Below are 12586 nucleotides of genomic sequence, written 5' to 3' on the forward strand. Positions count from 1 at the left end.
ATTCACCCCGCACGGCACTCCGTCGCACGCCCGACGTCGTCGCTAGGCTGGCGGCGGGCCCCCATAGCCCAACGGCAGAGGCAGGCGTCTTAAACACGCTTCAGTGTCGGTTCGAATCCGACTGGGGGCACCGGGATACGACGAACGCCCCGACTCGCGGAGTCGGGGCGTTCGTGCGATCAGATCACTTCGCGGCGGAAGCGGTCTCAGACTTCTTGCGAGCCGGAGCCTTCTTCGCAGCCGGAGCCTTCACCGTCGCGTCGTCCGCCGCAGCGGCGTCCGCGGACACCTTCGGAGCAGCGGGCTTCACTTCGGCAGGCTCAGTACGACGCTTCGCAGCCGGCTTGCGTGCGGGAGCCTTCTTGACGGGCTTCTCCGCGGCCGGAGCCGCGACGGTCGCCTTGTCGTCAGCGGCGGCATCCGCGACAGCCTCGGTCTTCGCAGCGGCGGGCTTCTCCGCAGCCGGCTTCTCAGGTGCCTTGGCCGGAGCGGGCGCCGGAGCCGGAGCATCCGCCGCCGGACGCGGGCGAGCCGCGAACTCCTCGAAGACGTAGCGCGGGTTCTGCACGGTCTGCAGGTTCACCAGGTCGCGACCGAGCCACAGGTTGTTCCACCAGCCCCACAGCACACGCCACTTGCGCTCCCACGACGGCATGGCCAGGCCGTGGTAGCCGCGGTGCGCGAGCCAGGCGATGAAGCCCTTCAGCGCGATCTTCCCGGACTGGAAGACGCCGTTGTAGAGGCCGAGGCCCGCCACGGCGCCGAGGTTCTTGTGGAAGTAGTCCTTGGTGCCCTCGCCGCGCAGCACGGCCACGAGGTTCTTCGCGAGCAGCTTGGCCTGGCGGACGGCGTGCTGGGCGTTCGGCACGCAGTAGCCGCCGACGCCGCCGCCGGTCAGGTCGGGCACGGCCGAGACGTCACCGGCGGCCCAGGCGCCCTCGACGGGCTCCTCGGCGGTGCCGACGCGCAGGTCGGCGCGGGTCTGGATGCGACCGCGCTCCTCGACGGGCAGGTCGCCGCCGCGCACCACGGTCGGGTTCGCCATGACACCCGCGGTCCAGACGATGAGGTCGGTGGGGATGACCTCGCCGGTGGAGAGTTCGACGTTGCCGTCGATCGCACCGGTGACCTGGGTGTCCAGGTGCACGTTGGCGCCGCGCTTGCCGAGGTCCTTCATGACCCACTTGCTCGTCTCGAGCGAGACCTCGGGCATGATGCGGCCCATCGCCTCGATGAGGTGGAAGTGGGTGTCGTCGAACGACAGCTGCGGGTACTTCGAGATGAGGGCGGATGCCAGCGAGCGCAGCTCGGCGAACACCTCGATGCCTGCGAAGCCACCACCCACGACGACCGTGGTCAGCAGGCGGTCGCGCTCGGGGCCGGCCGGCACGGATGCGGCCTTGTCGAAGTTCGACATCAGCTTGTCGCGGACCGCGACGGCCTCTTCGATCGTCTTCAGGCCGATCGCGTTGTCTGCGATGCCCGGGATCGGGAAGGTGCGCGAGACGGCACCGGCGGTGACGACGATCTGGTCGTACGCGAACTCGTAGGAGTCGCCGACCGGCGGCGTGATCGTGGCGACCTTGTTCGCGTGGTCGATGCCGGTGATCTTCGCCGTGATGACGTTGGTGCGCTTCAGGTGACGACGGTGGGCGACCACCGCGTGACGGGCCTCGATCGAGCCGGCCGCGACCTCGGGCAGGAACGGCTGGTACGTCATGTACGGCAGCGGATCGACCATGGTCACATCCGCTTCGCCCTTGCGGAGGTGCTTCTCGAGCTTCCACGCGGTGTAGAAGCCCGCGTAACCACCACCGACGATCAGAATCTTGGGGACAGTGCGATTCTCAGGCACAGAGGGACAACTCCTCGTCGTCATGGGGAAGGCGCGCGTCGATCGCGCGCCGAACGGATGCGCCGGGCAGCTGCGGTGACGCCAAGCGCCACCAGAATACCAGGTACCGTGAGCGCAAGAAGCGGCAGGGTACCGTACCGCAGCGATTCGGCGCTCGGAAGCAGCGGTGAACCGGGCTTCGTCGGGGCATCGGCGGCGGGCAGCGGCGGCACCGCGATCGGCGTGACAGTGGGCTCCGGCGCCGGGTCGCTCTTCGCGCGGCGGTACAGCCGGATCCACTCCTCGAGATCACCCATCGGGTTCGCCGACACCTTCGGCACGTCGGCCGTCACGGCCGCGGCTGCGTCCAGGAGCCCGTAGCCATACAGCGGGTCTGGCACCCTCTGCGCACCGGGGACAGGGACCGCCGTGCGGATGATGCGGTTGATCACGTTCGCCGCGTCCAGATCGGGATGCGCGGAGCGCACCAGCGCCGCCACGCCCGCCACGATCGGCGCTGCGCCACTGGTCCCGTCCCAGGTGACGACCGTGCCGTCGGCCGAGACGCCGCGCAGCCCCTCGCTGGGCGCCGAGATGCCGATCGTGATGCCCTGCGTGGACGCCTCGACGCTGGCCTGACCGTGCTGGTCCACGCCGCCAACGGTCAGCACACCGGGGATCGTCGCCGGGGCGCCGACGATCGATGTGCCGCTGCCGCGGTTTCCGGCGGCGACGACCACGACGACGTCGTGCTTGAAGGCGTACAGGAACGCGTCGTCCCAGCTCTCGTCCCAGTCCAGGGTGTTCGTCGTCAGCGACAGGTTGATCACGTCGGCCCCGTTGTCGACCGCCCAGCGCATCGCCTTCGCGATCTGCTCCGTGAACGGCACGACCGCCGCGGCCTCGAAGCCGATCGAGATCGAGAGCAGCTTCGCCTCGGGCGCGACGCCGATCATGCCCGTGCCGTCCGCCGCGCCGCGGGCGCCGGCCAGTGACGCCACCCAGGTGCCGTGGTTCTTGTCCTTCGTGCCCAGCGGCGTGCGCCCGTCGGGCGTACCGCTGCCCGAGACGTCGGTGCCGTCGGTGACGGCGCCGTCGAAGGCTCCGGGTGGACGCCCGATGCCGGTGTCGATGACGGCGATCGTCGATCCCTTGCCGCGCGTCGTCTGCCATGCCTCGCGGATCCGAGCCCCGTCGAGCCAGTACTCGGACGCCCGGATCGGGTCCTTCGGGTCGTCGGCGACCGGCGGCGGGGTGGCGTCCGGCGTCGCGACGGGCGCCGGCGTCGCCGCGGATGCCGGGGCGGCGGCGAGAAGGGCGAGGGATGCCGCCACCGTCGCGGTCGCGACGATGCCGCGCAGCATCCTCATCGCCCTCATCCGGCGGCGTCTCCGCGCGCGGCCCCCGGTGAGGCGCAGGCGCAGCGCTCGGGCGACCAGCTCGAGCGGGCCAGCGCGGCGTCACCGATCGGGTTCACGCCCGGGCCCGCCGCCAGGGCGTGCCCGGCGAGGGCGTGCAGGCACTTCACGCGAGTCGGCATGCCGCCGGACGACACGCCCGCGATCTCCGGCACGTCGCCGAACTGCGCGCGATCAGCCAGGAACGCCTCGTGTGCGCGGAGATACTGCGCGGCGATGTCCTCGTCTTCGAGCATCGCGGCCAGCTCCGGCATGACGTGCTCGGCCTCGAGCGTCGACATCGCGGCGGTGGCCGCGGGATGCGTGAGGTAGTAGAACGTGGGGAACGGCGAACCGTCGTCCAGCCGCGGAGAGGTGGCGACCACGGTCGGATTGCCGCACACGCAGCGTGCGGCGATGCCCACCACACCGCGCGCCGTACGGCCCAGCTGCGCGGACACCACCGCGATCTCGGCGGGCGTGGGGGCGGCGAAGGGCGGAGTCGTCACCTCACCAGCGTACGGGAGCCCGCCTGGGCGAAGGCCCAGGAGCGCCTGTCAGCGCACGGGTGCCTCGACGGCGTTCTTCGCCAGTCCGGAACCGGCGATGCTGCGCAGCAGCTGCGGCATCCAGTCGGACTTGCGCTCGACCAGCTCGTCGCTCACCGGCACCTGCTCCTTGGGCAGCGCGGCGGGGTCGAGGTCGTTGTCGACGAGGTAGGGCACCTCGCCCGGCTTGACGTAGTACAGCCGCTCGCGCGCCTGCGTGCTGATGTAGGCCGGGTCGTTCCAGCGCTCGCGCTCGAGCTCGAGCGCGGCGATGTCCTCCTTGGTGACCTGCACGGACGCCTCGACGGCGGCGATCCTCTGCCTCTGGTCGAGGTACGTGCCGAGACTCGGCACCAGCACCCAGGCCCCCAGCACGACGAGGGACAGCATGATCGCGGAGAACGCCGAGAGCCGGATACCGCTGGCCCACTCCCCCACGTCCACGCGACGGCGGGCGCGAGGCTCGCGCTGTGCACGCGCTGCGCGAGCGGATGCCGCAGGCGGCACGGCGTCCGCCTTCGAGGCGGAGCCGGGCTTCTGAGACGGCGAAAGGGGAGCCGGTCGTCTGGCCATGGCTCCCCTTTCGTCGTTCAGCAGAATGGAATCAGCTGATCAGCCCTTGAAACGCGGGAAGGCGGACCGGCCGGCGAAGACCGCGGCGTCGCCCAGCTCCTCCTCGATGCGCAGAAGCTGATTGTACTTGGCGACGCGCTCGCTGCGTGCGGGCGCGCCGCTCTTGATCTGGCCCGAGTTCACGGCGACGACGAGGTCGGCGATCGTGGTGTCCTCGGTCTCGCCGGAGCGGTGCGAGAGCATCGTGGTGTAGCCGGAGCGGTGCGCGAGGTTGATCGCGTCGAGGGTCTCGGACAGCGTGCCGATCTGGTTCACCTTCACCAGCAGCGAGTTCGCGGTGCCGAGGTCGATGCCCTTCTGCAGGCGCTCCGGGTTCGTGACGAACAGGTCGTCGCCGACGAGCTGGATCTGCGAGCCGAGCTTCTCGGTGAGGGCCTTCCAGCCGTCCCAGTCGTCCTCGGCGAGGGCGTCCTCGATGGTCACGATCGGGAAGTCGTTCACCAGGCCGACGTAGTAGTCGGTGAGCGCGGCGGCGTCCCAGTCTTTGTTGTCGAGGCGGTAGACGCCCTCGTTGAAGAACTCGGTGGCGGCGGCGTCCAGGCCCAGCGCGATGTCGGCGCCCGGGGTGAAGCCGGCCTTCTCGATCGCCTTGACCAGGAACTCCAGGCCCTCGCGGTTGCTGGGCAGGTCGGGGGCGAAGCCGCCCTCGTCGCCCAGGCCGGTCGCAAAGCCGGCGGCCTTCAGCTCGCCCTTGAGGACGTGGTAGACCTCGGTGCCCCAGCGCAGCGCTTCGGAGAAGGTGTCGGCGCCGATCGGAGCGAGGAAGAACTCCTGCATGTCGATGCCGTTGTCGGCGTGCGAGCCGCCGTTGATGACGTTGAACAGCGGGACGGGCAGCAGGTGCGCGTTCGGGCCGCCCAGGTAGCGGAACAGCGGCAGGTCGGCCGAGTCCGCAGCGGCCTTCGCGACCGCGAGGCTGACGCCGAGGATGGCGTTCGCGCCGACGCGGCTCTTGTTGTCGGTGCCGTCGACCTCGATGAGGATCTCGTCGATGACGCGCTGCTCGCTCGCCTCGACGCCCTCGATGGCCGGACCGAGCTCGTCGATGACGGCCTCGACGGCCTTCAGCACGCCCTTGCCGCCGTACCGGCTCTTGTCACCGTCGCGCAGCTCGTACGCCTCGAAGGCGCCGGTGGATGCGCCGGAGGGGACGGCGGCGCGCTGCACGATGCCGTCATCGAGGAGCACCTCCACCTCGACGGTCGGGTTTCCACGCGAGTCCAGGATCTCGCGAGCGCCTACAGCCTCGATCAATGCCACGGAAGAGCTCCTTGCTAGAGGAATTTGGGGGTGTTGGAGCGGCGTCGGTCCGCGGCCCAGTCTAGCCGGGCGGTCTCGGCGCGCCGAGGACGTTTCAGACCACCAGCGCGACGGCGACGCCGTCCCAGCCCTTCAGCCCGACGGTCTGCAGCGCGGTGGCGTCGAAGCGGGGATCCTCGCCCAGCATCCGCAGCGCCTGCTGCGTGCCCACGACCATCGAGTCGGTGCTGTCCGCGTTCGCGATCTCGCCGTCCCGGCCGATGTTGTCCAGCACGACGACGGTGCCGGAATGCCCGAGCTTCGCAGCCCAGTCCAGGTAGATCGTGTTCGACTCCTTGTCGGCGTCGATGAAGACCAGGTCGAACTCCCCGACCAGCGTCGGCAGCACGTCGGCGGCCCTGCCGATGCGGATGTCGACCCGCTCGCCCACGCCCGCGGCATCGATGCTCTCCCGGGCGACGGCGGCGTTCGCCGCCTCCGCCTCGACGGTGACGACGCGCCCTCCCTCGCCCACGCCCCTGGCCATCCAGATCGTGGAGTACCCGCCGAGGGTGCCGATCTCGAGCACACGGCGCGCGCCGCTCATCCGCACCAGCAGGTTCAGCAGCTTGCCGGAGACCGGCGCGACCTCGATCGCCGGCATCCCGGCATCCTGCTGCGCGGCGAGCGCCGCCTCGAGTGCAGAATCGTGCCCGACCAGCGTCTCGGACAGGTAGGCGTCGGCGGCGCGCCAGTTCTCACGAGTGGGTTCCATGATCTCAGCCAACCCTGCCGGTCGCGGCGGGTCAACCGGTCGGGCTCAGGGCGCGGGCGGCTGCGGCGCCGGCGGAGCGGCCGCCGGACGTGGACCCGCGAGTGACGGCTGCTTCCGGAACTGCCCGGTCAGCAGCAGGATCACGACGACGATTGCGCAGGCGATCCAGCCCGAGACGCCGAGCACGATCGCGAACGCCGGGTCGAGCGGGGCGCCGGCAGCCCGGAAGACCATCGGCAGACCCGCCGCGGCGTTCAGCGCACCGTGCGCGAAGACCGCGGGCCACACCGACCCCGAGCGCAGGCGCGTCCAGCCGAACAGCACGCCCACCGCGACGCATCCGCCGACCATCAGCAGCACGCCGAGGACGTCGGGGCGCCCGAAGTTGTAGCCGAGAAGGATCACGGGCGCGTGCCAGAGCCCCCAGATCACGCCGCTCACCAGCAGGGCGGTCCAGGTGCCGTACCGGCGCAGCGCCGGAACCAGGAATCCGCGCCAGCCGAGCTCCTCACCGAAGGCGGCGAGCGCGTTGATCGTCACGGCGGCGATCGGCAGCGACGCCATCTGCGCGGCCACGAGCACGAACGCCGGCGGCAGCTCCGTGCCAGGCGGCACGGCCGCCCGCAGCGTCTCCTCGAAGCCGGACAGGCCGATGAAGTCGGCCTTCATCCATCCGAACGCGATCGCGATCAGCATCGCGAGCACGACGACCGCGACGGTGCCGAACAGCGAGATGACACTCATCCAGATCACGCGCGACGCCGGGCGCAGCGGCCACATGCCCAGGAAGCGCAGCCGCTGCCCTCGCGGCACCGGGCGCATGACCAGCATCACGATCAGCACGGCGGCCGCGGGCGTGTACATGATCACCGGCAGCAGCACGGGGGCGAACGGCGTGGCGAGGCCGTCACCGAGCCAGAGCGGAAGCGCCAGCAGCCAGGCGAGTCCGCAGGCGAGAATGACGTAGGCGATTATCGCGCCGAGGCCGATCCGCGGCGGAGCATCCGTCTCTGCGGACGCGGGATTCTGCGCGGTCATGATGCGTCTCCTTCTGCGGCGTCCTGCACGGGCGGGCGGCCGGCACGATCGAGGTAGGCCTGCAGCACGGCGGCGCCCACCTCCGCGCCATCGACGGTGACGACCAGAGGGTGCTTGTCGCGCCGCTCGACCTCGATGGCGGGACCGGTGCGCAGCACGATGCCGGTGCGACCGTCCAGGCCGAGGCGCCAGCCGAAGCCGCCGAACTCGCCGAACGGGTGGCATTCGACGGCGCGCACGGCGACGATCTCGTCGAGCGGGACCTGAGCGCGCGGCACACCGATCTGGGAGCGGATGGACAGACCGTCCGGCCCGGCCTTCACCCGGAACGATGCGGTGGACGCGAACGCGAAGCCGACGATGAGCAGGGTCAGGACGGGGATCCAGGCGGCCTCGGCCGCCTGGACGACCAGCACCGCGGTGGCACCGACGACGAGCACCACGACGATGCCGATGATGATCACTGCGACCCGCGACATCGTCGCGGTCGCCATCCACACCACGCGCTCGCCGGATGAGATCGATGCCAGATGCACCGGTTGCAGCGGTGCCGCCGGAGTGGGGTGCACGTGCGGCTGCAGGAACCAGCCGACCGCGCCGAGCCCGAGCAGCACCACGAAACCGAGGACGACGATGCCCCCGATGCCGCCCACGTCCGAGGCGTCCCGCAGGCCGCGCTGGATCGCGACCGAGCCTGTGCTGATCACCGCGCTGAAACCCGAGAGCGCCAGCGCCATCGCGCCGAGCAGCCGTGCCGCGCCGCCCCACTGCTCCCGGGCCATCGCGAGCGTGCTGACGACCAGGAGCAGGGGCAGGCCGAGCCCGATGCCGAGCGCCAGCCAGACGTAGGTGACCGGTGCGCCATATCCGTTCACGCCGCCCGCACCCCAGTGCGTCGCCGCGGGATCAGGCAGTTCGGGCAGCCAGGCGAGGATCAGCCCCACTGCGATCGCGGTGATCGCGAGCGGTGCGACGATCCCGACGAGCAGCAGCGCGCGCCGCGCTCGCCGCAGATCGGCCGCGGGCACGGCGGTCACCTGGCGGTCGAGCGGATGTTCGGTCATGGCGTCGTCTCCTTGATGAGTGCGGCGATGGTCGCGGGCGTGAGGCCGAGGCGCGCGCCGCGGCGCACGAGATCGGCGATGTCGTCGGCCAGCTCGGCGAGGGGTTCGGCTGCGGCGGAGACCACGGCGCCGCGCCCGCGGCGCAGATCGACGAGTCCCTCCGCCCGCAGCTCCTGATAGGCGCGCAGCACGGTGTGCACGTTCACGTCGATCGCCTCGGCGACCTCGCGCGCGGCAGGCAGCCGGTCGCCGGGGCGCAGTCGCCCGGCGAGCACCTCGGCGCGCACGGACGCCGCGATCTGCTCGAACAGCGACCTGGTGCTCTCTGGGTCGATCCGGATCAGCATGCTCACCCCCCCTCGGCGCGTTTATTCTATTACAACTAGAACAATAATTGTGGAAGTGGTCCAGATGATCCGTCGCCGGGCGGGGTGCACCGGCAAGCTGACCGTATGCGCATCACTCCCCGTCGCCTCGCCGTGGGCATGTCCCTGTGGATCCCCAACCTGTTCAGCGGCATCCGGGTTCGGCGGTTCTCCCAGGACTGGACGCACGCCACCGTCGAGCTGCACGTCAACCTGTTCACCCGCAACTACGTGAAGACGGCCTTCGGCGGCTCGATGTCGGCGATGACGGATCCGTACTTCTTCATGCTGGTGATGCACCAGCTGGGCCGTGACCACGTCGTCTGGGACACCCGCGGCGAGATCGAGTTCGTGAAGCCGGGGCGCGGGGTGCTCACCGCGGAGTTCTCCGTGCCGAGGGAGAAGGCCGAGGAGCTGCGCGAGCGCGCCCGCGGCGGCGCCAAGGTGCTGGAGTGGTTCGAGACCGTGATCACCGACCGCGAAGGCGACATCGTGGCGCGTGTGCGCCGCGAGGTGTACGTGCGTGAGAAGAAGCGCGTCACCGCTGCCCGCGGCTGACCTCGTTCACCTCTGCTTCGGGCCGGCGAGGTGCGCCCCGCGGCCAACCTCGTAGGCCTCGGCCAGCCACTGCGCGAAGGTGTCGTCCATCTCGTCGAGCGAGGTGACGCGGAAGTAGTTCACGAACAGGCGGCTCTCGTAGGGCGCCGACCGCTGGATGCGCGGGTCGGCTCCGATCGCGCGCGTCAGATCGAGATAGCCGCGCAGGTGGTCATCCCCCGGGACCACCCCGGCGAAGCCACGGCGCGTTCCCTTGATGGTGATCGCGGACTTGTTGACCGAGTAGATGAACGGCCCGCATCCCTCCGCCAGCTCGATGAAACGGTCGTAGAGCGCCACGACCTCGGGCGACTTCCCATCCAGATACTGTTCGACAGTCGGCTCCTGGTCCATCCGGCGATGCTAGCGATGACATCGGACATCGCGTAAGGGCACCTCGGGAGCGCGTCACCCGCCGTTCACCCCGCGGTGCCACGATGGACGGATGCCGCTCGCTCGCCGTCTGACCCTGACCGATGCCGTCGCCATCGGCGCCGGATCCATGATCGGAGCCGGCGTGTTCTCGGTGTGGGGCCCGGCCATCGGCGCCGCAGGCCCCTGGCTGCTCCTCGCCCTCGGCGTGGCCGCGGTGGTCGCGTTCTGCAACGCGACCTCGTCGGCGCAGCTGGCTGCGGTGTATCCGGTCTCGGGCGGCACCTACGCCTACGCGCGCGCGGAGATCGGCCCCTGGGCGGGCTTCGCCGCCGGCTGGTGCTTCGTGATCGGCAAGACCGCGAGCTGCGCGGCGATGGCCCTCACCTTCGCCGCCTACGCAGCGCCCCCGGGGTGGCAGGTGCCTGTGGCCGTGGCCGCCGTGGCCGCGCTCGTCGTCGTGAACTGCTTCGGTGTCACCCGCACGGCGCTGCTCACCCGCATCCTCGTCGTCGCCTCGCTGATCGGCCTCGCCGTCGTCGTCGCGACCGGCGCCACCGGGGCGGATGCCGCGACCCGCGCCCCCCTGCCCGACGTGACCGCGTACGGGGTGCTGCAGGCGGCCGGCCTGCTGTTCTTCGCGTTCGCGGGGTACGCCCGGATCGCGACCATGGGCGAGGAGGTGCGTGACCCCGCCCGCACCATCCCTCGGGCGATCACGATCGCGTTGATCGGCGTGGTGGCCGTCTACGCGCTCATCGGCGTCGTGGTGCTGCTCGTGCTCGGCGGCGATGCCACCGGGACGACCGCCCCGCTCGCCGAGGTCGTGCGCGCGGCCGGACATCCGGCACTGGCACCGATCGTGCGGGTGACGGCGGCCGCCGCCGCACTCGGCGCGCTGCTCGCGCTGATCACCGGCATCGGGCGCACGTCTCTGGCGATGGCCCGCGAAGGCGATCTGCCGCGTTTCCTGGCCGTCGTCGATCCGCGCCGGCAGGTGCCCCGACGCGCCGAGATCACCATCGGCGTCATCGTGATCGCGGTGGTGCTGGTCGCGGACCTGCGCGGCGCGATCGGGTTCTCGTCGTTCGGCGTGCTGCTGTACTACCTGCTCGCGAACGGCTCGGCCCTGCGGCAGCACGGCGACGCCCGCCGGTACCCGCGCGCGCTGCAGGTGATCGGCGCGATCGGCTGCGTGGTGCTGGTGAGCACCCTGCCGCCGCTCGCCTCGCTGATCGGCGTCGGCGTGCTGCTGGTCGGCCTCGCCGGCCGGTTCGTGGCGCTGCGGCTACGGCGTCGTGGCATCCGCACGTGACGCCGGCGGGCGCGTCGTGCAGATGTTCCGCGGCGTGGTCGATCAGGCGTGGGAGGCCGCACGGTAGGCCGACGGGGTGAAGCCGAGGACAGTGCGGAAGTCCGTCGTGAGGTGGGCGTGGTCGGAATAGCCGAACTCGGCGGCGATCGTGGCCAGATCGGCCGACGGATCGGTGCGCACCCGCTCCGCCGCCTCCTGCAGGCGCCGGCAGCGGATCATCGCCGCGGGCGGCAGACCGACGTGACGATGCATCAGTCGCTGCAGCGTGCGCACCGAGACGGACAGGCGCGCAGCCACCTCCTCCGGCGAGCGCACCTCAGTCGTCATGAGCAGATCGGCGGCGCCGTTCGCCTGCCGCGCGGCATCCGTCGGCTCTCCGACCCGGGCGAGCAGCCAACGGGCGAACAGCGCGACGGCGCGCTCTCGGTGGCCGTCGCCGCTCGTCATCGCCGCGGCGACGGCGTCGTGCAGCTCGGGCTCGGTCAGCGCGACCTCCTGATCGATGACGGATGCCGGCGACTCGGTGAGCGCCGCGACGGCCGCCGGCCTCAGGAGGGCGCCGACCGCCCAGCCGCGGCCGGTGAGATCCCGATGAGTTGCCCGCGTCGTGGCTCCGACGAGCGAGACGCCGCCCTGCTCGATCACGAGGTTCAGCGCCGGATACGCGACGACCTCCTGCCGTGAGGTGCGACCGGGTTGGACGTCCCACTCCGGAATCCAGAACCACACTGCGAGGTCGGAGATCTCCGGCGGGGCCGGGAGGCGGTGGAACTCCGGAAGCCGCGCCGGATAGAGCACGCCGCGAGTGGAATCGACCATCCGCTCAGCGTAGCGGCGAGGTTGTCGCGGATCTTCAAGCGCCCGGCATCCGGGTGTCCGTACCGTGATCCGCATGAGTACCGACATCAGAACCGGCGTGACCGGAGAGCACACCACGAACGGACGGCCGAACACCGCGACCTCGCTCACGCCGTTCCTCGCCATCCCGAATGCGCGCGCCGCGATGGAGTTCTACCGCGAGGTCTTCGGCGCCCGCATCACCGACGTGACGGAGTTCGACGGCGTCGTCGCCCATGCCGGACTCGACTTCGGCGCTGGGCTGCTCCAGCTCGGCGAGCCGAACCCGGAGTACAAGCTGGTCGCCCCGCCGTCCGGTGACGACGACTGCTACTCGATGGGTCTGTACGTGCCCGACGTCGACGCCGTGGTCGAGCGGGCGGTCGCGGCCGGTGCGACCGTTCGCGAGCCGGCATCCGACTTCGTGTCTGGCGACCGCTTCGCCAGCATCCGCGACCCGTTCGGGGTGCGCTGGTCGATCATGACCCGCGTGGAGGACATCAGCGAGGAGGAGAGCGCCCGCCGGGTCGCCGACTGGGCGGCGTCGTACAGCGCAGGGTGAGGGGCTGCCC

Annotated in this window: 14 protein-coding genes and 1 tRNA gene; 4 read left to right on the top strand and 11 right to left on the bottom strand. The window is 71.0% G+C overall.

Annotation, left to right across the window (positions count from 1 at the left end):
- The first annotated feature begins 57 nt into the window (after window positions 1-57).
- Window positions 58-130, top strand: a tRNA-Leu gene (locus GON06_RS07450).
- Window positions 131-184: 54 nt separating this feature from the next.
- Here the strand turns inward: GON06_RS07450 and GON06_RS07455 are convergent.
- The 9 genes from GON06_RS07455 to GON06_RS07495 all read right to left on the bottom strand — a co-directional run bounded on the left by GON06_RS07455 (window position 185) and on the right by GON06_RS07495 (window position 8875).
- The gene (locus GON06_RS07455) at window positions 185-1879 is read right to left on the bottom strand and encodes an NAD(P)/FAD-dependent oxidoreductase (RefSeq protein ID WP_232528283.1); all 1695 of its coding nucleotides are present in this window, start codon (window positions 1877-1879) and stop codon (window positions 185-187) included.
- The gene (locus GON06_RS07460; protein ID WP_378736981.1) at window positions 1876-3204 is read right to left on the bottom strand and encodes a S8 family peptidase; all 1329 of its coding nucleotides are present in this window, start codon (window positions 3202-3204) and stop codon (window positions 1876-1878) included. Before GON06_RS07460 ends, GON06_RS07455 begins: the two co-directional genes overlap by 4 nt.
- 5 nt (window positions 3205-3209) lie before the next feature.
- Window positions 3210-3740, bottom strand: coding sequence for a DUF501 domain-containing protein (locus GON06_RS07465; protein ID WP_332837262.1), 531 nt, complete (start codon window positions 3738-3740; stop codon window positions 3210-3212).
- 48 nt (window positions 3741-3788) lie between these two features.
- Window positions 3789-4352 carry an FtsB family cell division protein gene (locus GON06_RS07470; protein WP_157311641.1) on the bottom strand — a complete coding sequence of 188 codons (564 nt, stop codon included), beginning with the start codon at window positions 4350-4352 and terminating at the stop codon, window positions 3789-3791.
- 39 nt (window positions 4353-4391) lie between these two features.
- Entirely contained in the window at window positions 4392-5672 is a 1281-nt protein-coding gene (gene eno / locus GON06_RS07475; protein WP_332837263.1) for a phosphopyruvate hydratase, read from the bottom strand.
- A 94-nt stretch (window positions 5673-5766) separates the two neighbouring features.
- Entirely contained in the window at window positions 5767-6426 is a 660-nt protein-coding gene (locus tag GON06_RS07480) for an O-methyltransferase (protein WP_157311642.1), read from the bottom strand.
- 45 nt (window positions 6427-6471) lie between these two features.
- On the bottom strand, window positions 6472-7464 hold the full coding sequence (locus GON06_RS07485) for a CPBP family intramembrane glutamic endopeptidase (RefSeq protein ID WP_157311643.1): 993 nt from the start codon (window positions 7462-7464) through the stop codon (window positions 6472-6474).
- A complete protein-coding gene (locus GON06_RS07490) occupies window positions 7461-8528 on the bottom strand; it encodes a DUF1648 domain-containing protein (RefSeq protein ID WP_157311644.1) in 1068 nt (355 codons plus the stop codon). Before GON06_RS07490 ends, GON06_RS07485 begins: the two co-directional genes overlap by 4 nt.
- Window positions 8525-8875 (bottom strand): GntR family transcriptional regulator, encoded by a 351-nt coding sequence (locus GON06_RS07495; RefSeq protein WP_157311820.1) that lies wholly within the window; start codon window positions 8873-8875, stop codon window positions 8525-8527. The genes GON06_RS07490 and GON06_RS07495 overlap by 4 nt, the downstream gene beginning before the upstream one ends.
- Window positions 8876-8980: 105 nt before the next feature.
- Here GON06_RS07495 and GON06_RS07500 point away from each other — a divergent pair, with 105 nt between their 5' ends.
- A complete protein-coding gene (locus GON06_RS07500; protein ID WP_157311645.1) occupies window positions 8981-9451 on the top strand; it encodes a DUF4442 domain-containing protein in 471 nt (156 codons plus the stop codon).
- Between the two features lie 6 nt (window positions 9452-9457).
- On the opposite strand, the gene GON06_RS07505 is transcribed toward GON06_RS07500, so the two are convergent.
- Window positions 9458-9844, bottom strand: a complete 387-nt coding sequence (locus GON06_RS07505) for a DUF5655 domain-containing protein (protein ID WP_157311646.1) — start codon at window positions 9842-9844, stop codon at window positions 9458-9460.
- 91 nt (window positions 9845-9935) lie between these two features.
- Here GON06_RS07505 and GON06_RS07510 point away from each other — a divergent pair, with 91 nt between their 5' ends.
- Window positions 9936-11177, top strand: a complete 1242-nt coding sequence (locus GON06_RS07510) for an APC family permease (protein WP_157311647.1) — start codon at window positions 9936-9938, stop codon at window positions 11175-11177.
- A gap of 42 nt (window positions 11178-11219) precedes the next feature.
- Here GON06_RS07510 and GON06_RS07515 read toward each other — a convergent pair whose 3' ends face one another.
- On the bottom strand, window positions 11220-11996 hold the full coding sequence (locus GON06_RS07515; protein WP_157311648.1) for a helix-turn-helix domain-containing protein: 777 nt from the start codon (window positions 11994-11996) through the stop codon (window positions 11220-11222).
- A gap of 73 nt (window positions 11997-12069) precedes the next feature.
- Here GON06_RS07515 and GON06_RS07520 point away from each other — a divergent pair, with 73 nt between their 5' ends.
- Complete coding sequence (locus GON06_RS07520; RefSeq protein WP_157311649.1) at window positions 12070-12576, top strand: VOC family protein; 507 nt, start codon at window positions 12070-12072, stop codon at window positions 12574-12576.
- Window positions 12577-12586: the final 10 nt, after the last annotated feature.

It is taken from the genome of Microbacterium sp. MAH-37 (genome assembly GCF_009758255.1).
Lineage (GTDB): Bacteria > Actinomycetota > Actinomycetes > Actinomycetales > Microbacteriaceae > Microbacterium.